The following is a 20,901-nucleotide window of genomic DNA, read 5'->3' as shown; positions in this document are numbered from 1 at the left end:
GTACTCACCAGTAATAGAAGACGGCGACGATATGGACGAACAGCGCCGCGATGAGCGCGAAGGTCAGCGGCACATGGATGTACAGCCAGACCTCCAGCAGCGCCTTGAGCCGCAGATGCTTGCGTATCCGTGCAAGCGACGAGCGCTTCCGTTCGAGCAGCACCTCGACATGGTCGAGCGGATCGACCTCGGCTTCGCTGCGCGATGCATGCGCGCGCACCGCCGCGAGCGCGGCGCGGGTGCCGCACCTACCGTAGCGGCCGCTCAGACGGGCGACGATGCTGCCGCCGAACGGATCGTCATGCAGCGCCATCTGAACGATCGCCGCGCCCTCGGCGTCGAGCGGCTGGGCCGCCTCGTTCAGCTGGCGATCGATCATTCGCAGATTGTCGAGCATCTGGAGCTGGGTCGTCTCGCCGCGGTTAGCCGACAGCGCCTGGGGCAACGACACATAGGCTGCGATCCCGAAGACGCCCGATGCTATCACAAGCATCATAAGGGCATAGGCGAGGGTGTGAACATTCCATCCGAAGTCGAAGCCGGTATGAAGCGTCGCAATCACGATCAGCGACAGGCCCAGATAGACATGCGCCGAGGTCCAGCTTTTGAGCGACCAGCGGCCTGGAGTCGCCGTACGCTTACGCACGCCGAGCATCGTAAGCCACAGGATCAGCCCGACCCCGATCGTGCCGGTTATATAGCCGTAGATGCTGCCGCCATTGGGCTTTGGCTGGACGTCGTTGAAGGCATAGATCAGCAGCGCAATGCCCGAGATGATGAGCGCGATCTTGAGCCACTTATAGCTCTGATAGCGCAGGAACCCTTCATGCTCGGAGGCGCGCTCGCGACCAGAGGTCGCCTGACGAAGCGATTTGCTGGCCATCAGGCGTCGTCCCGCTGCAAACGGGCGACCGTCAGGAATTCTTCCGGCGCGACGCGGATCGCGGCCCCCGTGGGACAGGCGCGCACGCAGCTCGGACCGCCCTCGATACCCGAGCACATATCACATTTCACCGCGCGCTTGGCCTTCTCGACCCCGCCCGCATTGGCATAAGCCCATTCATGGCTGGGCTCACCCGGGCCCGGGCCCTGCCCGAACAGGAACCATTTCCATAAGGAAGGCTTCTTCGGCGGCTCCTTCTCCATACGGATCACGCCATAGGGGCAGTTGCGCTGGCAATTGCCGCAGCCGATGCAGGTGTTGTCGATATAGACTTCGCCATCCTGGCCACGATGGATCGCGGTCGGCGGGCAATCGGCCATGCAGTGCGGATGCTCGCAATGCCGACAGCTGGTCGGGACATGGAGATGTGCGAAGGTGCGCCCCGCCTCGCGGTCGAGCCGCGAGATGCCATCATGGCTATCCGCGCAGGCCTTCTCGCAATTGTCGCAGCCGACGCAGAGATTTTCGTCGATCAGGAGAACGTCGGTCGCCTCACCGACGCCATTGTCGACCAGGAAGTTCGCAACCGACGAGTACATGTCGACCACGCTGGCGAAGCTGTCCTTCTTCGCCTCGATGAACGATGCAAGGTCCTCGCGCTCGCCGATGGCGGCCTTCGCCTTGGCAAAGAATTGCGGCTTGGCTTCGAGCAGCCGCTTGAACGCGTCGCCCTCCAGCTTGATCACCTCGGACTTGACCGCGGCGCGCACCGTCTGCTTGCGGATGCCGTTGTCGAACAATTCGAGTTCGCCGACATAATTGCCGGCTGGGATATAGGACAGGAACACCGGCTTGCCGCCGATCGACTTCTCGACAACCACCGATCCCGACCGGATCACATAGACGTCGCGGCCTTCTTCACCTTCGCGGAAGATGACCTCGCCGGCGCGGATGCCCTTGATCTCGGCGGTCTCGATCACCTCGGCAAGATCGGCGGACTGAAGGCCAGACTGCCACATCTGCAGCAGTTGTCGCTCGGTCGAGATGCGGGTCACGGCGCGCTTCACGCCAGGGACCGACGCCATCAGCTTGAGGATCGCGTTGCGCGGAATCTCGACGACGACGGTCTCGGCGATCGAGCGGATCGTCGATCCACGACGGCGGCCCGAAACCAGGCCTACCTCACCAAAGATCGAGCCTTCTGGAATAACGATGCCGGTCGATCGGCCATCGGGCAGCGGAATATCGACCGAGCCTTGCGCGATGCAGAACAGCGACGATCCCGGCGCGTTCTTCTCGAAGATGATGTCGTTCTTGCCATAGAAGCGCACATCGGAGTCGAGCATGAATTCGCGCATCTGCAGCGGCGACAGATCGTTGAGGATGCTGACATTGGTGCGGATGAAGTCCAACCATCCGTCAACCGACTTCCTGATCGGCAGGTTGGCGAATTTGCCCTCCAGGATCGGCTCGTCGGCGGGCTTCAGGTCGAGATTGCCGCTAATGAACTCAACGATGTCATAGCCCTGGTTCATGCAGTGCTTGATCAGCGGATATCCCGCGAGCGCACCGATCACGAAAATACCGGGGTTGGTCGTCTCGAACTGCGGCGACAGCTTGGGGAAAGCCTCACGGTCGGCGCTGGTGAACTCGATCCCGCATTCTTCGATGAATTTGCGCGGCGCGGCCGAGCCCATCCGGGCGATGATCCGGTCGCACTTGATGCGGGCCTCGCCATCGCGGGTGTCCAGAATCAGATGCCCCGCCTCGATCCGATTGGGAGAGGCGTCGGTAACGACGTTCATCCGGCCTTCGTCTGCCGCCTGCATCAGTAGCTTGACGTTGGCGCCCTTGGCGCGGCTGAAATCGGCGGTGCGATTGATGATCGAGACGACATTGCCCTGCGCAAGATCGGCGGCGAGGCCGAGCGCATTTTCGATGCCGGCGTCACCTGCGCCGATCACAGTGATGTGCTCGTCGACATATTCGCCGGGATCGTCGAGCTGATATTGCAGTTCGAGATGGTTCTGGTCCGCGCCGGTGCAGCGCAACAGGTTGGGGTTGCCCTGGGTGCCGATCGCGAGAATGATGTTCTCGGCCTTGATTTCGGTCTTGTCGGTGAGGGTCAGTGTGAAGCCGCCCTTCGCGCCGGTGATCGTCTTCACCTCGCTCTTCAAACGGACATTCACCTTTGCGGCGGCCGTCTGGTCGTCCCAGACGCCGAGAATCTTCTCGCGCTTGCCGGCGTCGAATTCGATATCCGCGCGCAGCACGAGCTGGCTCGGCGTGGCCATGACGTGCTTGCCCTTCTGATATTTGTAGATCGTATCAGAAAGATGGTCGGTTTTTTCGAGGAGGATATGCGACAGGCCCAGCTTGGCCGCATGCGCCGCCGCGCTGAGCCCCGCCGGCCCTGAGCCAACGATGGCAATACGGTAAGTATCCGCCACTGATTCCCCCTGCCCCATTCCATGCCGCTGCAACAGCGACCGACATGGGGCACCGGATATTCCAACGGGCCCTGTGACCGTTGAAATTTCCGCATTGTGCCCCGCGCCTACTCTACCAGCTTCGACGCGTTCCGCTAGACTTTCGTTACATTTAGAGATCAAAGCCTATGCAGCTCGAATCCGGAGAGAAATGTGACGCAGAACGGTGCCGCAAATAAGGGGTTTTCGCTGCCATTCGCGCGCGTTGCGCTCATCCTCGCCGCGCTTGTGGCGGTGGCGGCAGTCGCGATTGCCGTGGTCCGCTCGCGCGGCGGCGGCAGCGAATCTCCACCGGCGACGCAAGCTGCCCCTGCGGCTGGGGAACTCGGCACGGTCATTTCCGGCCTGGAGAAGAAGCTTGCCGAAAATCCGGGCGATTCCGAGGGATGGAACCTGCTCGGCCTCGCCTATTACAATGTCGGCCGCTATCCCGACGCGGTGAAGGCCTATGGCAAGGCCAGCACGATCAACCCCAATAACCCGCTGTTCTGGTCGGCGCTCGGCGAGGTGCAGTTGCTCAGCGGTCCGGGTGGAGTAACGCCTGCGGCGGAGGCATCGTTCAAAAAGGCGCTAGCGCTCGACCCGAAGGATTTCCGGGCGCGCTATTTCATGGCGGTTAAGAAGAACGAGAGTGGCGAGCACAAGGCCGCCGTCGACGACCTGATCGGCGTGCTGCGCGATAGCCCGGCCGACGCCCCCTGGCAGCAACCGGTCCGGGATCTCATCACGCGCATCTCGACCGAACGGAAGATCGACGTCGCCGGCCGCGTTCCACCACCGCCGGCCGTCCCCGCCGCTTCGCCCGCTCAGGTCGACAACGTCGTCACAAACGGTATCCCGGGCCCGACTGCCGCCGACCTCAAGGCCGCAAATGCGATGACGCCATCGGAGCAGGACGAGATGGCCAAAGGAATGGTCGCGCGTCTCGCCGCTCGTCTCGAAGACAATCCGCGCGACGCCGACCGCTGGATCATGCTGATGCGCTCGAGGGTGATGCTCAAGGACCAGCCCGGCGCGCGCAACGCCCTGGCCAAGGCAAAGGCCGCGTTCAAGGACGACAGTGCCCAGCAAGCTCGATTCGACGCCGCGGCCAAGACGCTCGGCCTCTGAACCAAAGAAAAAGGGCCGCCGGATCGCTCCGGCGGCCCTTTCTATCTATAGGCTGTCAGGTCAGGCCGCGTCGCCGCCGGCCTTTTCCTTTGCCTTCTTCGAAAAGACGCGGACCGGGTCCTTGCGGCCCTCGACCACATCCTTGTCGACCATGATCTCGTCGACGCCGTCCATTGACGGCAGGTCGAACATCGTATCGAGCAGCAGCCCTTCGAGGATCGAACGCAGGCCGCGCGCGCCGGTCTTGCGGGTGATCGCCTTGCGGGCAACCGCAATCATCGCGTCGTCGGTGAAGCCGAGCTTCACGCCCTCCATTTCGAACAGCTTCTGATATTGCTTGACCAGCGCATTCTTCGGCGCCGTCAGGATTTCTACCAAGGCGGCCTCGTCGAGATCCATCAGCGTCGCGATGACGGGCAGGCGGCCGACGAACTCGGGGATCAGGCCGAACTTCAGCAGATCCTCGGGCTCGCACTGCTGCAGCGTCTCGCCGGTGCGGCGCTCTTCGGGAGCCGCCACATAGGCACCGAAACCGATCGACTTGCCCTGCAGACGATCGCCGATGATCTTTTCGAGACCCGCGAACGCGCCGCCGCAGATGAACAGGATGTTCGTCGTGTCGACCTGCAGGAACTCCTGCTGCGGATGCTTGCGGCCGCCCTGCGGAGGAACCGAAGCGGTCGTGCCTTCCATCAGCTTGAGCAAAGCCTGCTGGACGCCCTCGCCCGACACGTCGCGGGTGATCGAAGGATTGTCCGCCTTACGGCTGATCTTATCGATTTCGTCGATGTAGACGATGCCGCGCTGCGCCCGTTCGACATTATAGTCGGAGGCCTGGAGCAGCTTGAGGATGATGTTCTCGACATCCTCGCCGACGTAGCCGGCTTCGGTGAGCGTCGTCGCGTCGGCCATGGTGAACGGCACGTCCAGCAGCCGCGCCATCGTCTGGGCGAGCAAGGTCTTGCCCGATCCGGTCGGGCCGACGAGCAGGATGTTCGACTTGGCCAGTTCGACATCGGCGCCCTTGGCGCCATGATTGAGCCGCTTGTAATGATTGTGAACCGCGACCGAGAGGACCCGCTTGGCCTTCGCCTGACCGATCACATACTGGTCGAGATGCTCGCAGATCTCATGCGGGGTCGGAACCCCGCCATCCTTCTTGCTGACGAGCGCACCTTTGGTCTCTTCGCGGATGATGTCGTTGCAAAGCTCGACACACTCATCGCAGATGAACACCGTCGGGCCAGCGATCAGCTTGCGGACCTCATGCTGCGACTTTCCGCAAAATGAGCAATACAAAGTGCTCTTAGAGTCGCCGCCGGTCAACTTGGTCATAAACTAGATCCTGACTCCGCTAAGGGGATCGCTAGCATCCTAAGCATGTCCCCACCCTTCCCACAACCTTCTTAAGAAGCGATGATCGTTCCGTGGGTTCCATCCATATGGGGTGGCCCTTTTATCGTGCAAGCAGCCGCCTGAGCGGATCGAGCAGCAACCCCGCCAAAAGTAGCATGAGTGCCGCCCCCGAAATCAATAACCCGCGCGACTCGGTCGGAAGCGGCGGCAGCCGCAGTTCGATTCGGTGATGTCCGGCGGGAACCGAGATCGCGACGAGCTCGGGAGCTGCGCGGCGCCCTGTTGCCGGACGCCACGGGCCATCGTCGATCCGGACCAGCCAGCCATAATAAGCGAAGTGGCGCAACGCGATCAGGGCAGGCTCCGATGCCCGGCTTTCGAGGCGCAGCAGTCTACCCCGTCGCTCGATCGGCCCGATCTCGGCGCGGCCACTAATGACGATGCTGTCCCTCGAGCCGAAGCGGCGCGCGAGCGCATCGACATCGCCCAGCCAATATTCGCGTACCTCCGCACGATGCGCCGCGACCTGGGGCGTCGGCCAGGCAGGCCGCCGCGCGACATGCCAGCCCAGCGCCGCGAGCAGGGCGGCGTCGGCCAGCAGCAATCCGGGCAGCAGCCAGATCAGCGCGATTCTCAACAAAGCGCGCCGACGCGCACCCACCGCCTCCCAGGCGATCCCCACCAGCCCGGCGAGCAGGAGCGACTGAAGTCCGAGCAGGCGCCAGGCGAACTGGACTTTTGACCAGGGCATGCCCGCAATCCAGACCGGGCGCGCCAGCTCGCTCATCGCCACGAAAATCAGCACGGTGGTAATGATCAGCAGCCGCCGCCCCCGCGCCGCGCCACCCGCCAGCAGGGCCAGCAGCAGGATCGCCGCATGCAGCATGAAGATCAGCGTCGCGGCGATACGGATACCCTGATTCGGCCAGGGCGCAGGCGAAAAGATCAGGTAATTGGCGGGTTGATAGACGTCGTTGAACAATATCCGGTCATTGACGAGGGCGACCTGCGTCAGCGCGGGCAGTAGCCAGGCGGCCGACAAGGCGATCGCCAGCGCCGCCGCGAACAGGATCGCGCCCCATAGCCGCGGCCAATCCTTCCGATCGGCCAGCAGCGCGGCATAGAGACAGATGAACGGCGCTCCGAATAGCCCGGTCGGCGCGTTGCTCATCAACAGCGCGGCGAGCGACAGGGCCAGCCCCGCCCAGGCCAGCATATGCCGCTGCTTGAGCGCGTGAGCGAAAGCGAGTCCCCATGGCAGTGCCGCCATCGCCACCAGCTCGGCGAACGCACCGCGCTGATAGAGATTGAGATAGGCGTGATAGGGCAGCAGCAGCCAGGCCAGCGTGCCGATCAACGCTGCCGCTTTGCCAAGTCCGAGCAGGCGAAGCCACAGTAGCGCCCCGAAACCGCTCAGGGCGAGGCAGACCGTCAGGACGATATGGAGCCGCAGCCCGGCGAGCTCGGCACCCGGCAGCAACGGCGCCAGCAGCGACCCCATCCATTGCCCCATCGGCGGATAGATGAAGAAGGCCGGGCTTCCGAAACCCTGGTTGAGATGCGGCAGCCAGCGCGGGTAAAGATCGCCTGCCGCCATGGCCTCGGCAAAATGTGCCTGCCAGCGGGCATAGACGTAGAAATCGCCATGGACGCTGCCACCGTCGAGCAGCGCCGACGCCATTATTAGCAGGCTGATCGCCAGAATCGCCAAGGGCGCGCCCTTCCCCGAGGAAAGGACGCGCCCCGCAAATGTCATTCGGTGAAGGCGCCCTTAAGCGGCCATCGCCTCGTCGGCGGGCGACGGACGCTTGTCGAACACTTCGTCGATCAGGCCGAACGCCTTGGCCTCGTCGGCCTCGAGGAACTTGTCGCGATCCATCGCGGTCTCGATCGCCTCGATCGGCTGCTTGGTATATTGCGCATAGAGCGAGTTGAGCCGGTGGCGCATACGCAGGATTTCGCGCGCCTGGATCTCGATATCGGCCGCCATGCCCTGTGCACCGCCCGAAGGCTGGTGAACCATGATCCGGCTGTTGGTGAGTGCGACGCGCATCCCGGGCTCACCCGCCGCAAGCAGGAAGCTTCCCATCGAGGCGGCCTGGCCGATGCACACCGTGCCGACGCGCGGGCGGATATATTGCATCGTGTCATGGATCGCGAGACCCGCCGTCACCACGCCGCCCGGCGAGTTGATGTACATGAAGATGTCCTTCTTCGGATTTTCCGATTCGAGGAACAGCAGCTGGGCGGTGATCAGCGAGGCCATATGATCCTCGACCTGGCCGGTCACGAAGATGATTCGCTCGCGCAGCAAGCGCGAATAGATGTCGAAGCTGCGCTCGCCGCGGTTCGACTGCTCGATGACCACCGGCACCAGCGCGCCCGTTTCCGGATTATGGAACTGGCCGGTCTCAAACGGATTCTGCATGGGGTGTCTCGGTCCTTCGTGCTTTGCCTTGAGGTGCCAACATCGGCCTTTGCCGCCGGGGTTTCAAGGGGGGTGATGCACAGACGGCCGAAGCCCTCAGTCCGCCTCCGTCATTTCAGCAAAGCTGGTATCTCGCCGCCTTCGGCGCGAGGAAGAAAGGGAGATCCCGGCTTTCGCCGGGACGACAAAGAACAGAAACGCAAAAGGACCGGACATCGCTGCCCGACCCTTTGCTATTCAATCCGAAGATCCGCTTATTCGGCGGCAGTCTTCTTCTTCGCCGGAGCCTTCTTGACCGGAGCCAAAGCGGCCTCTTCCTTTGCGGCAGCGGGAGCCTTCTTCGCTGCGGCCTTTTTGGGCGCGGGCGCTTCGACTTCCTCGGCCTTCACCTTCTTGGCGGCGGCAGGCTTCGCAGCAGGCTCGGCGTCGGCGGACACTTCCTCGGCCGGCTTGGCAGCGGCCTTCTTCGCCGCCGGCTTCTTGGCAGGCTTGGCGTCATGGTCATGATGGTCATGACCGCAGTCCGGACCATGGACGTGGCCCTTGCCGATCGTCTCGTCGTCGGCCTCGATCGCTGCCTCCAGCTCCTCGCGTGTTACCGCGCGGTCGCTGATCTCGGCCTTGCCGAACAGGAAGTCGACGACCTTGTCCTCATAGAGCGGCGCGCGAAGCTGGGCGGCGGCCATCGGGTCCTGCTGGACATACTCGATGAACCGGTCGCGATCCTTGGGGCCGTATTGCTGCGCGGCCTGGAGGATCAGACGCTGCATCTCCTGCTGATTAATCTCGACGCCGTTCTGCTGGCCGATCTCGGAGAGCAGCAGGCCCAGGCGGACGCGGCGCTCGGCGATCGCCTGATAATCGGCGCGGTCGTTTTCCATCTCCGCGCGGGCGGTCTCGGGATCTTCCTCATGGCCGGCTTCATGCTCGAGCTGCGCCCAGATCTGCTGGAACTCGGCCTCAACCATCGACGGCGGCACCGCGAAGCTGTGGCTGGCGGCAAGCTGGTCAAGCAGCTTACGCTTCATGTGGGTGCGAGTCAGGCCGTTGAGCTCCTGCTCGATCTGGCCCTTGAGCAATTCACGAAGCTGGTCGAGGCCTTCGAGGCCCAGCGACTTGGCGAATTCCTCGTCGACCTTGGTCTCGCGCGGCACGCGGACGTCCGTGACCTTGACCTCGAACACGGCCTTCTTGCCAGCGAGCGAAGCTTCGCCATAATCCTTGGGGAACGTCACCTTCAGGCTACGCGCCTCACCCTTCTTGACGCCTTCGAGCTGATCCTCGAAGCCCGGGATCAAACGGCCCGAGCCGAGCTCGACCGACATGCCCTCGCCAGTGCCGCCATCGAAGGCGACGCCATCGACGGTGCCGGCATAGTCCATGATCACCAGATCGCCTTCGACGGCGGGGTGGCCGTCCAGCGCATCGTCATACTGCTTCTGCTGACCGGCGATGCGCTTGAGCTGCTCGTCGATCACGTCGCCGGCGGCTTCCACGGTCAGCCGCTCGAGCTTGAGACCCTCTATCACGGGAGCCGGCACATCGGGGAGCACTTCGAGCTCGACCTTCAGTGCGACATCCTTGCCGGGCTCATAGCCTTCGTCGAGTTCGACCGACGGCTGCATCGCGGGGCGCAACTTCTGCTCGGCGAGGAGCTGCTGTACGCCGTCCTGAACGGTCTTGTTCAGGACGTCCTGCTCGATTGCCGGGCCATGCATCTTCTTGACGAGGTTGACGGGCACCTTGCCGGGGCGGAAGCCGGGCATGCGGATCTGCGGCGCGATCGTCTTGATCTCTGCCTCGACGCGCTTGGCGACATCATTCGCCGGAATCGTCACCGCATAGGCGCGCTTCAGGCCCTCATTGAGCGTTTCGACAGTCTGCATGGGTCGTCCGAACCTCTATCTCGAGAAATGCTTTTCGGGTCCTGCTTCGCGCTCTGGAAGCGAAGCTGGTGCGGGCGAAGGGACTCGAACCCCCACATCTTGCGATACCAGAACCTAAATCTGGCGCGTCTACCAGTTCCGCCACGCCCGCAAACCAGGACCGCCGGTCGGCGGGCTCTATAACAGTATCCGGGGTGAGTACAACCCGGCGCTTCACCCTTTCGAAGGCATATCGGGACTAGCCCAGCGCCTTCTTCAAAAGGTCGTTGACCACGCCCGGATTGGCCTTGCCCGCCATCGCTTTCATTGTCTGGCCAACGAAGAAGCCGAACAGCTTGTCCTTGCCGCCGCGATATTCCTCAACCTTGTCGGCGTTGGCGGCCATGATCTCGGCGATCACCGCCTCGATCGCGCCGGTATCGCTGGTCTGCTTGAGCCCGCGCTCCTCGACGATCGCGCCGGGATCCTCTCCAGTTTCGAGCATGATCTCGAACACCTGCTTGGCCAGCGTGCCCGACAGCGTCCCGTCGGCGACCAGCGAGAGCAGTTCGGCGCCCTGTTTGGGCGTGACAGGACTGTCCTCGATCGATTTGCCGAGCCGGTTGAGCGCGCCGAACAAATCGGAGATCAGCCAGTTTGAGGCAGTACGACCGACCTCGCCGGCCGGCTTTCCGGTCGCCCCGACCAGCGCCTCAAACCAGCGCGCGGTCTCGACATCAGCGGTGATCACCGCAGCGTTATACACTGGCAGGCCCAGATCACCCTCATAGCGGCGGCGCTTGGCATCTGGCAGCTCGGGCAGTTCGGCCCGGCACGCCTCGACATAATCCTCGGTCAGTTCCAGCGGCAACAGGTCCGGATCGGGGAAATAGCGATAATCATGCGCATCCTCCTTGGAGCGCATCGACCGCGTTTCGTTACGATCGGGATCGTAGAGCCGCGTTTCCTGGACGATCTTACCGCCGGCTTCGAGCACGTCGACCTGACGATTGGCCTCGCCCTCGATCGCCGCCATCACGAAGCGGATCGAATTGACGTTCTTGGTCTCGGTCCGGGTACCGAGTTCGTCACCGACCTTGCGCACCGAGACGTTGACGTCGGCGCGCATCGAGCCTTCTTCCATATTGCCGTCGCACGAGCCAACATAGCGAAGAATCGATCGCAATTTCCGGAGGTAAGCACCTGCTTCAGCGGGAGAACGCATATCCGGCTTGGAGACGATCTCCATCAGCGCAACGCCCGAACGGTTGAGATCGACATAGGAGCGGGTCGGATGCTGGTCGTGCATCAGCTTGCCCGCATCCTGCTCGACGTGCAGCCGCTCGATGCCAATCACCTTCGGCTCGGGGATGCCGGCCTTCTCGTCGGCGTCGATCTCGATCGCGCCCTCACCCACCAGCGGATGGTAGAGCTGCGAGATCTGATAGCCCTGCGGCAGATCGGCGTAGAAGTAATTCTTGCGATCGAATCGAGACCAGCGATGGATCTCCGCACCCAGCGCTATGCCGGTCTTCACGGCCTGGCGAATGCACTCCGCATTGGGAACCGGCAACATTCCCGGCATCGCGGCGTCGATCAGCGAGACGTTAGCGTTGGGCTCGGCCCCGAAGGTCGCCGACGCGCCCGAGAAGAGCTTGGCCTGCGACACGACCTGCGCGTGCACTTCGAGGCCGATCACGACCTCCCATTCGCCGGTGGCGCCCTGGATACGATAGCTGCTCATTTCGCCCACCAGTTCTGCGGCGCGGCGGTGAAGCCTGCGCGCTCCTCGATCGCCAGACCAGCGTTCAGCACACCCTGCTCGTCGAGCGGGCGGCCGATGATCTGCAAGCCCAGCGGCAGGCCCTTGCTGTCAAGGCCCGCCGGCACCGACATGGCCGGCACGCCGGCGAGGCTCGCAGGCACGGTGAAGACGTCGTTCAGATACATTTCCAGCGGATCGGCGCTCTTCTCGCCCAGCGCGAAGGCCGCCGAAGGCGCGGTCGGGGTCAGCAGGATATCGACCTGCTCGAACGCCCGCTCGAAATCGCGGGCGATCAGCGCGCGGACCTTCTGCGCCTTGGTGTAATAGGCGTCGTAGAAGCCGGCCGACAGCACATAGGTGCCGATCAGGATACGGCGTTTGACCTCTGGCCCGAAGCCCGCCGCACGGGTCGCGGCGTACATATCCTGAAGGTTCGCACCATCGGGCAGATCGCGCAGGCCATAACGGACGCCGTCATAGCGGGCGAGGTTCGACGAAGCCTCGGCGGGCGCGATGATATAATAGGTCGGCAGTGCATATCGCGTATGCGGCAGCGATACGTCGACGATCTCGGCGCCGGCATCGCGGAGCCATTCGATCCCCTTCTGCCACAGCGTGTCGATCTCGGGCGGCATGTTGTCGACCCGATATTCCTTGGGAATACCGACCTTCTTGCCCTTTAGATTGCTCGACAGACCGGCTTCCCACTGCGGCACCGCCACGTCGAGCGAGGTCGAGTCCTTCGGGTCGAAGCCCGACATCGCCTCCAGCAGGATCGCGCTGTCGCGGACGTCGTGCGCCATCGCCCCGGCCTGGTCGAGCGAAGAGGCGAAGGCGACGATGCCGAAACGCGAGCAGCGGCCATAGGTTGGTTTGATCCCGGTGATGCCGGTGAAGGCGGCGGGCTGGCGGATCGAGCCGCCGGTGTCGGTACCGGTGGCCGCAGGCACGATACGCGCCGCGATGGCCGAGGACGATCCGCCCGACGAACCGCCCGGCGCGAGCGCGGCATTGCCACCATCATTGCGGCGCCAGGGCGAAATGACATTGCCAAAGGCGCTGGTCTCGTTCGACGAGCCCATCGCGAACTGGTCGAGGTTTAGCTTGCCGAGCATGCCCGCGCCCGCCGCGAATAGCTTGCCCGTGACCGTGGACTCATAAGGCGGGACGAAGCCGCCAAGGATGCCGCTCGCCGCCGTGGTCTGATAGCCCGCGGTGCAGAAAAGGTCCTTGATACCGAGCGGAATGCCCGACAGCGGCAGCAGCGCGCCCGCGCCGCGCGCCGCGTCGGCGGCATCCGCCGCGGCGAGCGCATGTTCGGGGGTCTCGATGATGAAGGCGTTAAGCGGCTTCGCCGACGCCACCGCCCCGTTGAACGCCGTGGCCACTTCGCGCGCCGTGAAATCGCCGGCACGGAAGCCGTCGCGAATGCCCGCGATGCCCAGATCGGTGATATTCGCCATTATTCGATGACCTTCGGCACGGCGAAGAAGCCATGTTCGGCCTGCGGCGCGTTGGCCAGCACCTTGTCGCGGATATTGCCGTCGGTGACGACGTCATCGCGCAGGCGCTGATGATTGGGGATCACCGCGGCGAGCGGGGCGACACCGTCGGTGTTCACCTCGCCAAGCTGCTCGATCCAGCCAAGGATGTTGTTGAGTTCGGGGACCATGGCCTCGACATCGCCGTCGGTGACGGCAATGCGGGCCAGGCTCGCGATCTTGCGGACGGTAGCGGCATCGACTGACATGGCCGGGCGGCTAGCATCCGGCGCTTCGCGCTTCAAGGGTCGGCTAGCTTATACGTCGCACCTGGGCGGGCCGGATCTACGGCATAGATATTGGACGCACGCTCGATTGCTCGCTACGCACTTGCTCCATCCTCGCATTTTATGCTGCATCGCAGCATCGGAGCCACTCTTGCTCGCTCGCCGTTTCCTTTACCTGATCGCGGGGTTGATCGTGCTGACTTTGGCCGCCGGAATCGGCTGGACGCTGTTCCAGGACCAGCTTCTTCGCTTCGCCTTCGTTCCCAACGGTCGCTTCGAGGTGAATGGCGCAGGGCCGCCGCCCGACTATGCCAAGCCCGCCGCCTGGCTGTCGCGGCCCGACCTGCCGGACGATTCGTCGCGCTGGACACCCGCTGGCCATAGCGCCGCCGCGCGGCCCGAGGTCGCGGTCTTCTATGTCCCGCCAACCACCTATTACAGCAAAGCCAGCTGGAATGCGCCGCTCGACAATGAAGAGTCGCGCCGCTGGCTGCGCGTCTTCGGGCAAAGCGAGGCGAGCGCCTTCAACGGCACCGCCATGGTCTGGGCGCCGCGCTACCGATCGGCCACGCTCGGCACGTTCCTGACCGCCGCGCCCGATTCGGCGCGCGCGCTCGACCTCGCTTATGGCGATGTCGCCCGCGCCTTCGACGCCTTCCTGGCGCAGACGCCGGCGTCGCGCCCGATCATTCTCGCCGGACACAGCCAGGGTAGCCTCCACCTGATGCGGCTGATGAAGGACAAGGTCGCCGGCACCCCGATCGCGCGGCGCATCGTCGCTGCCTATCTGGTCGGCTGGCCGATCTCGATCGAGGCCGATATCCCCGCGCTGGGTCTGCCCGCTTGCTCCGCCCCAGGGCAGCCGGGCTGCATATTGTCATGGCAGAGCTTCGCCGAGCCCGCCGAGCCGCGCGCGATACGGGAATTGTTCGAGCAATCGCCCGGGCTCACCGGCAAGAGCCGCAAGGGCACCACGATGCTGTGCGTCAACCCGCTGACCGGCGCGCCCGGCACCGCCGCCCTGCCCGCGGCCAACCTTGGCGCACTGGTTCCGCGCTCTGATTTCATGACCGCCGACTTGAAGCCGGGCCTGATCCCGGCGCGTTGCGATCCGTCGGGACTGCTGTTGATCGGCCGCCCGCCCAAGGGCTTCGACAGCTATGTCATGCCCGGCAACAACTATCATGTGTTCGACTATGCGATGTTCTGGGGCAATATCCGCGCCGACGCGCAAGCCCGCGCAAAGGCCTATCTGACCCGGTGATCTGTTCCTCCACCCTGGATTTCCGCGATGCGCTGCCCGAACGCGGTCGCCTCGCCGGGCTCGACGTCGGCACCAAGACGATCGGCATCGCGATCTGCGACGCCGGCTGGACGATCGCCAGCCCGGCCGAGACGATCCAGCGCGCGAAGTTCAGCGTCGACGCCGCGAGGCTGCGCACGCTGCTGACGGCGCAGTCGATCAAGGGAATGGTGATCGGCCTGCCGCTCAACCTCGACGGCAGCGATTCGCCGCGCACCCAGTCGGTCCGCGCCTTCGCCCGCAATGTAGAGGGAATCGGCCTGCCGATCCTGCTGTGGGACGAGCGCTGGTCGACGGCGGCGGTGACGCGCACGCTGATCGACGCCGATGCGAGCCGCGCCCGCCGCGCCGAGCTCGTCGACAAGCTTGCCGCCGCGTACATCCTGCAGGGCGCGATCGACGGAATGATCTGAGCGGCTTGAGCTTCCCCCCAACCCGGTCTACAGCGCGGCTTTAATGTCATCATCATTTCCGCATCGCCACCTGACGGGCATCTACGGACTTCAGCCGCACGAAATCCTGTTCCTGCTCGACGAAGCCGAACAGTGGATCACGCTGAACCGCGCCACCACCAAGCATGACGACAGGCTGTCGGGGCTTACCCTGATCAACGCCTTCTTCGAAAATTCGACTCGCACGCTGCTGTCGTTCGAAATCGCGGGCAAGCGGCTCGGGGCGGATGTCGTCAACATGGCGGTTGGCCAGTCGAGCGTGAAGAAGGGCGAGACGCTGATCGACACCGCGGTCACGCTCAATGCGATGCGCGCCGACATGATCGTGATCCGCCACCAGTCTTCGGGCGCGGTGCAACTGATCGCCGACAAGGTCGATTGCCCGGTGCTCAATGCCGGTGACGGCCGCCATGAACACCCCACCCAGGCGCTGCTCGACGCATTGACGATCCGCCGTCGCAAGGGGCGGATCGGCGGGCTGGCCATCGCGATCTGCGGCGATGTCCTGCACAGCCGGGTCGCCCGCTCGAACATCCTTGCCCTCACCGCGCTGGGGGCGGAAGTTCGCGTGGTCGCGCCGCCCACGCTGATGCCCGCTGCGATCGAACGGCTCGGCGCCATCCCGTTCAGCGATTTCGACGCGGGGCTCGACGGCGCCGATGTCGTGATGATGCTGCGGCTCCAGAATGAGCGGATGGACGGCGCCTATCTGCCCTCCCCGCGCGAATATCACGCGCTCTACGGGCTCACGCCCGAACGGCTGGAACGGGCCGCGCCCGACGCGCTGGTGATGCACCCCGGTCCGATGAACCGCGGCGTCGAGATCACCAGCAGCGTCGCCGACCACCCCACCCGCTCGGCGATCACCGAACAGGTCGAGATGGGCGTCGCGGTGCGCATGGCCTGCCTCGACGTGCTGACCCGCCGCCAGCGCGGCGTGGAGGGTTGGGCATGACAGCGCCACTCGCTATCCTCAATGCGAAGCTGGTCGATCCGGTCGCCGGAACGGTCTCGGCCGGCGGCGTGCTTATCCGCGACCGTCATATCGCGGCGGTGGGCCGTTTCGATCTGCCTGCCGATATCAAGATCATCGACGCGAAGGGCGCGCATCTCGCCCCCGGCCTCGTCGATCTGGGCATCTTCGCGATCGACATGCCGGCCTTTACCGCCGGGGGGATCACCCGTGCGGTCCTGATGCCTGATCAGTCACCGCCGCTCGACCATGCCGCGCTGGTCCAACATGCCGCGGCCGCGGGTAAGCCGGACGTGTGGGTCCACCCGCTGGCCGCCGCGACCAAGGGACTGGCCGGCACGGAGCTGGCGGAGATCGGCCTGATGAAAGCCGGGGGCGCCTGCGCGGTCGCCACCGGCCGGAGCTGGATACCCGATTCGGGCGTCATGCACCGTCTGCTCGCTTATGCGCATGCGCTCGACCTGCCGGTCATCAGCCATGCCGAGGATGGCGGCCTGACGGCCGGTGCGGTTGCGACCGAAAGCGAATATGCGACACGCATGGGCCTGCCTGCCGCGCCGGCAGCAGCCGAGGCGATGGCCGTCGCCCGCGACATCATGCTCGCCGAGCAGAGCGGCGCGCGCCTCCATTTCCGCCAGCTTTCGACTGCACGCGCCTTTGCGCTGGTCCGCGACGCCAAGCGGCGCGGTCTGCCAGTGACGTGCGGAATCAGCCCCGCACACCTGCTGCTGTCCGACGTCGCGATCGGCGGCTTTCGCACCTTTGCCCGGCTATCCCCGCCCTTACGCGGCGAAGAAGACCGTCAGGCCGCGATCGCCGCGCTCGCCGACGGCACGATCGACCTGATCTGCTCCAGTCATGATCCGCAGGGGCCAGAGGCCAAGCGCCTGCCCTTCGCCGATGCCGAGGCCGGAATGTCGGGCGCGGAGACCCTGCTAACCCTGTCACTTACGTTCGTTCGCGATGGCGTGATCGACCTGCCGAGGCTTATCGCACTTCTATCTTCAGCGCCGGCGAGGCTGCTCGGCCTTCCCGGCGGCACGCTCGCGGAGGGCAGCGAAGCCGATCTCGTGCTGTTCGATCCCGATACGCCGTGGCGGATCGACTCGGATCATATGGCGTCGCGTGCCGGCAACACGCCTTTCGACGGCCTGCCCGTTCAGGGCAAGGTGCTGAAAACGATCAAGGGTGGCGTAGCGCTCAGCTGAGCGCCAGCGCAATCGGCTGTTCGTTGCGAGGGCGCAGCGCCCAGGTCATCGGCCGGTCGCCGCTCATATTGCGTACGAAGCACTTCCCGCCAGCGGCCTTGATTCGCACGCACAGGCTGGTCGCCTCGGCGCGGGTGGGGAGCCCGCTGACCGACAGGCGATAGAGCATCGCCTTGCCCCAGCGGCGGCCCGATCCGGTCGGTGTATAGGCGCTGAGGAAGCGCGCCTTGCCGCTGAGCCTGCCCCAGGCGATTTCGGTCCGCTTCTCCGAGGAAAAAGCGCCGAGCTGTACCGCCCATGTCCCCGCAGTCCGGTTCGGCGAAGGCTTCACGGATATCCGGGATGCGAGAAGGATCGGCTTTTTGGCGAGGACCGGCGCCTTCGCCACCACGGATTTGACGGCCCGCGGCTGAGCCGCTGCGACCGGGCGAGGTGCGGCAATCTCTATGATCCTTGACTTGCGCATACGGGGCGGCCCCGCCCATGCCGCGACCAGCGGTTCGATTGCGGCAAGCCTGATCGGTGCAGAAGACTCGACTGTCACTTCGACTGGCTTGGACGCGGGGACGGCAGCTAGTGCGGTGAGCAGCTCCAACGGCGGCGGCGTCGGTGCGATCGCGGTAACGACCGAGCCGCCTTGCGATGTGACGACCGGCGCCGCGATCATGACAAAGGGCGGCGAGGTCGGCGGCGCTTCCGCCAGCACGACCGGAATTTCGGATTGGGGCGCAGCGAGCGCCAAGGCATCGGGCTGGCCGTTGTCGATGGCCGGCAGCACGCCGAGTATCGCGCCGACCTGCATCGCCGGATCGGATTTCATCTGCGTGATCGTCGCCCATCGGCGAAGGCGTTGCGGCATCATGTCGGCGGGGACATCCTGCGCCGCCACCGCGGCCGCATCGTTCCACCGGCCGTCGAGCGCGAAGGCCAGGCCAAGATTTTGGCGTGTCCGCGCATCGGCGCCTGCGGCGCGCGCGGCCGCGGTCAGCCGGGTGAGCGCCTCCTCACTGTCACCAAGCAGCGCCAGCGCCAGCCCGATATCGGCATCCGCCGCCTGCCCCTCGACAAAGGCGAGCGACGCGCGCGCCGCCGCTTCCTGGCCGAGCGCGATCTGCGCGAGAGCGCGGCTGATCGAGGCCTTGGTGAGCGAAGGATCGAGCGTCAAAGCATCGCGAAACGCGACATCGGCCGAGGTGAAGCGCCCCGCCGCGAGATAGGAGCGGCCGAGTAGCAACCGGGTTCCGGCATCGCGGGGCTGCAGCAGCGCGGCGGACTCGGCGTCCTGCACCGCCCTGATCGCATCGCCCTTGCCCAGCGCGGCCCAAGCCGATGCGGTGAGCGCCGCCGCGCGCCGCTTCTCGGACTGCATGGGCCGATCGCTGGCGGCCCATGCGGGGCCAGCCACCAGCAGCGCCGTCGCCGCTACTCCGATCCAGCGTGATTTCATGTCCACGGCTCCACCCCACGCGAATTTCGCGCTTTCATTTCGTGTGCGTGCCATGAATCCCGCTAAGCAATGGTTAACGGCAACTGTTAGCAAGTGCTTCAGATTGCACTATCGCCGATCCGGCCTAACGCGCTATCTACCGGCGAAACCATGCGATTACTCTGGGGGCGGTTAAAGTATGAGAAGCTTGTTCCTTGGCTGCGCCCTGCTCGCTCTGGCGAGCACAACCGCCGTGTCGGCGGGCGTGAAGGAAGGCGTAGACGCCTGGATGGCCGGCGATTTCCCGAAGGCCGTCGCCGAGTGGCGCGCGCCGGCGGCGGCGGGCGATCCCGACGCGCAGTTCAATCTCGGTCAGGCCTATAAGCTGGGGCGTGGCGTCAACGCCGACGGCGCCGTGGCGCTCGACTGGTATCGCAAAGCCTCCGCGGCCGGACATGAACAGGCGCAGGCAACGCTGGGCCTCCAACTGTTTCAGAGCGGGCAGCGCGACGAAGCCATGATCTGGCTCAAGAAAGCCGCCGACCAGGGCGAGCCGCGCGCGCAATATGTCGTCGGCACCGCCTATTTCAACGGCGACTCGCTGCCCAAGGACTGGGCGCGCGCCTATGCGCTGATGACGCGCGCCAATTCGGCCGGGATCGGCGCGGCGAAGACCAGCCTGACGCAGATGGATCAGCTCATCCCCAAACAGCAGCGTACCGCCGGCCTCACCCTGGCGCGTGAGATGGAGCGGACGGCGGCTTTGCGCGCCAGCGATGCTCCGGGCCCGGGTGCGCCGCTAACGATGCGCTCCACGCGCGCGCCGCAGACTGCCGGCCCCGCAGTTTCCGCGCCAGCTCCCGCTTCAGGTGCGTCTTTGCCGACGACCTATGGCGCGGCGGTTCCCGCTCCCGGAGAGAGCAACCAGCCCTGGAAAGCCCCGACGGCGCTAGCCAAGGCCGCGGCCGCACCGGCCAAGCCGGTCCCCGCGCCGCCCGCAGCAAAGCCAGTGGCGCCGATCGTCGCCTCGGCAGGCGGCGGCTGGAAGATCCAGCTCGGCGCTTTCTCAAGCCCCGACGGCGCGAAGGCCGCGTGGTCCGCGTTGGTGGGCAAGGCACCCGCGCTCAGGGCGCTGAGTCCCAGCTATGCCGCGGCGGGTAACTTCACCCGGCTTCAGGCTGGCCCGTTGGCGTCGCGTGCAGCGGCGAACCAGGCTTGCGGCGCGGTGAAGACTGCCGGATCGGCCTGCTTCCCGGTTGCTCCGTGAAACGGGCATTAACCCTATTTTGGTGATCTACGCGATAAATAGCCGCTGATCATGGAGCGGACAGCGTAGGATGACATTTTTGCAGCGGGTCGATCGACCGGGGGCAATGGCAAGCCGCTGGCGGCGCAGGCGAGTATGCGAACTGCGCGCAGAAGGTATGGCGCAAATGGTCGCACTACGCGACATTTCCGGCAGCGGCGCGCGACTCGATACCCGGCATCCGCCTGCGCTCGGCGCACAGGTCGAACTTCGTCATCCCCATGCCGGATCAATCATCGCCCGGGTCAGCGAAATCGGCGAGGGTGAGATTCGCATCAGCTTCGATCGGCAGGAAGGCTCGGTCGCCTTCGCACTCGGCGCAATCGCCGCCGATATGACGCGCGACTGAACTAGGGGTTGTGGGGATTTAGGATTCACATTTTTGGGGAGATGTGATTCACACTTTGGATGGAACGCTTCGTACTGACCGACGCCCAGTGGGCAAAGATGGAACCGCATTGTCTGGGTAAGCCGACCGACCCGGGACGAAGCGGGAGGAACAACCGTCTATTTTTGGAGGCAGTGCTATGGATTGTCCGGACGGGCAGTCCATGGCGTGATCTGCCGAC

18 protein-coding genes and 1 tRNA gene are annotated in these 20,901 nt (G+C 64.8%); 8 read left to right on the top strand and 11 right to left on the bottom strand.

Going from position 1 to position 20,901, the window contains the following annotated elements:
• Window positions 1-4: 4 nt before the first annotated feature.
• Both WP12_RS02185 and WP12_RS02180 read right to left on the bottom strand, forming a co-directional pair.
• Window positions 5-883 (bottom strand): hypothetical protein, encoded by an 879-nt coding sequence (locus WP12_RS02185; RefSeq protein ID WP_046192135.1) that lies wholly within the window; start codon window positions 881-883, stop codon window positions 5-7.
• Complete coding sequence (locus tag WP12_RS02180) at window positions 883-3,333, bottom strand: cyclic nucleotide-binding domain-containing protein (RefSeq protein ID WP_200894443.1); 2,451 nt, start codon at window positions 3,331-3,333, stop codon at window positions 883-885. Before WP12_RS02180 ends, WP12_RS02185 begins: the two co-directional genes overlap by 1 nt.
• Window positions 3,334-3,525: 192 nt before the next feature.
• On the opposite strand from WP12_RS02180, the gene WP12_RS02175 reads away from it, so the two are divergent.
• Window positions 3,526-4,482: a tetratricopeptide repeat protein gene (locus WP12_RS02175; RefSeq protein WP_046192133.1), complete on the top strand. Its 957-nt coding sequence runs from the start codon at window positions 3,526-3,528 to the stop codon at window positions 4,480-4,482.
• Between the two features lie 60 nt (window positions 4,483-4,542).
• Here WP12_RS02175 and clpX read toward each other — a convergent pair whose 3' ends face one another.
• From clpX to gatC, 8 genes are all read right to left on the bottom strand, one after another.
• Entirely contained in the window at window positions 4,543-5,817 is a 1,275-nt protein-coding gene (gene clpX / locus WP12_RS02170) for an ATP-dependent Clp protease ATP-binding subunit ClpX (RefSeq protein ID WP_046192132.1), read from the bottom strand.
• Between the two features lie 121 nt (window positions 5,818-5,938).
• Complete coding sequence (locus WP12_RS02165; protein WP_152663859.1) at window positions 5,939-7,549, bottom strand: hypothetical protein; 1,611 nt, start codon at window positions 7,547-7,549, stop codon at window positions 5,939-5,941.
• A gap of 60 nt (window positions 7,550-7,609) precedes the next feature.
• Entirely contained in the window at window positions 7,610-8,266 is a 657-nt protein-coding gene (locus WP12_RS02160; protein ID WP_046192130.1) for an ATP-dependent Clp protease proteolytic subunit, read from the bottom strand.
• A 254-nt stretch (window positions 8,267-8,520) separates the two neighbouring features.
• On the bottom strand, window positions 8,521-10,152 hold the full coding sequence (gene tig / locus WP12_RS02155) for a trigger factor (protein WP_046192129.1): 1,632 nt from the start codon (window positions 10,150-10,152) through the stop codon (window positions 8,521-8,523).
• A gap of 66 nt (window positions 10,153-10,218) precedes the next feature.
• Window positions 10,219-10,303, bottom strand: a tRNA-Leu gene (locus WP12_RS02150).
• Window positions 10,304-10,390: 87 nt separating this feature from the next.
• The gene (gatB, locus tag WP12_RS02145; RefSeq protein ID WP_046192128.1) at window positions 10,391-11,875 is read right to left on the bottom strand and encodes an Asp-tRNA(Asn)/Glu-tRNA(Gln) amidotransferase subunit GatB; all 1,485 of its coding nucleotides are present in this window, start codon (window positions 11,873-11,875) and stop codon (window positions 10,391-10,393) included.
• A complete protein-coding gene (gatA, locus tag WP12_RS02140; RefSeq protein ID WP_046192127.1) occupies window positions 11,872-13,359 on the bottom strand; it encodes an Asp-tRNA(Asn)/Glu-tRNA(Gln) amidotransferase subunit GatA in 1,488 nt (495 codons plus the stop codon). Before gatA ends, gatB begins: the two co-directional genes overlap by 4 nt.
• On the bottom strand, window positions 13,359-13,646 hold the full coding sequence (gene gatC / locus WP12_RS02135) for an Asp-tRNA(Asn)/Glu-tRNA(Gln) amidotransferase subunit GatC (protein ID WP_046192156.1): 288 nt from the start codon (window positions 13,644-13,646) through the stop codon (window positions 13,359-13,361). The genes gatA and gatC overlap by 1 nt, the downstream gene beginning before the upstream one ends.
• Before the next feature lie 169 nt (window positions 13,647-13,815).
• On the opposite strand from gatC, the gene WP12_RS02130 reads away from it, so the two are divergent.
• Genes WP12_RS02130 through WP12_RS02115 form a run of 4 tightly spaced genes read left to right on the top strand, consistent with a single transcriptional unit; the run spans window position 13,816 to window position 17,600 of the window.
• A complete protein-coding gene (locus WP12_RS02130; protein WP_046192126.1) occupies window positions 13,816-14,928 on the top strand; it encodes a DUF3089 domain-containing protein in 1,113 nt (370 codons plus the stop codon).
• On the top strand, window positions 14,925-15,380 hold the full coding sequence (gene ruvX, locus WP12_RS02125) for a Holliday junction resolvase RuvX (protein ID WP_046192125.1): 456 nt from the start codon (window positions 14,925-14,927) through the stop codon (window positions 15,378-15,380). The genes WP12_RS02130 and ruvX overlap by 4 nt, the downstream gene beginning before the upstream one ends.
• 43 nt (window positions 15,381-15,423) lie before the next feature.
• Window positions 15,424-16,374: an aspartate carbamoyltransferase catalytic subunit gene (locus WP12_RS02120; protein WP_046192124.1), complete on the top strand. Its 951-nt coding sequence runs from the start codon at window positions 15,424-15,426 to the stop codon at window positions 16,372-16,374.
• Entirely contained in the window at window positions 16,371-17,600 is a 1,230-nt protein-coding gene (locus tag WP12_RS02115) for a dihydroorotase (protein WP_046192123.1), read from the top strand. The genes WP12_RS02120 and WP12_RS02115 overlap by 4 nt, the downstream gene beginning before the upstream one ends.
• Here the strand turns inward: WP12_RS02115 and WP12_RS02110 are convergent.
• Complete coding sequence (locus WP12_RS02110; RefSeq protein ID WP_052730159.1) at window positions 17,593-19,047, bottom strand: SPOR domain-containing protein; 1,455 nt, start codon at window positions 19,045-19,047, stop codon at window positions 17,593-17,595. The genes WP12_RS02115 and WP12_RS02110 overlap by 8 nt on opposite strands.
• Before the next feature lie 178 nt (window positions 19,048-19,225).
• On the opposite strand from WP12_RS02110, the gene WP12_RS02105 reads away from it, so the two are divergent.
• The 3 genes from WP12_RS02105 to WP12_RS23850 form a co-directional block, all read left to right on the top strand.
• Window positions 19,226-20,293, top strand: coding sequence for an SPOR domain-containing protein (locus WP12_RS02105; protein ID WP_046192122.1), 1,068 nt, complete (start codon window positions 19,226-19,228; stop codon window positions 20,291-20,293).
• Between the two features lie 70 nt (window positions 20,294-20,363).
• The gene (locus WP12_RS02100; RefSeq protein WP_235398899.1) at window positions 20,364-20,681 is read left to right on the top strand and encodes a PilZ domain-containing protein; all 318 of its coding nucleotides are present in this window, start codon (window positions 20,364-20,366) and stop codon (window positions 20,679-20,681) included.
• 59 nt (window positions 20,682-20,740) lie between these two features.
• The coding region (locus WP12_RS23850) for a transposase (RefSeq protein ID WP_152663831.1) at window positions 20,741-20,901 on the top strand (161 nt) is incomplete at its 3' end.

The organism is Sphingomonas sp. SRS2 (genome assembly GCF_000971055.1).
Lineage (GTDB): Bacteria > Pseudomonadota > Alphaproteobacteria > Sphingomonadales > Sphingomonadaceae > Rhizorhabdus.
Note: the sequence above shows the minus strand (reverse complement) of the source record. Positions and strands in the feature narration are given on the sequence as shown.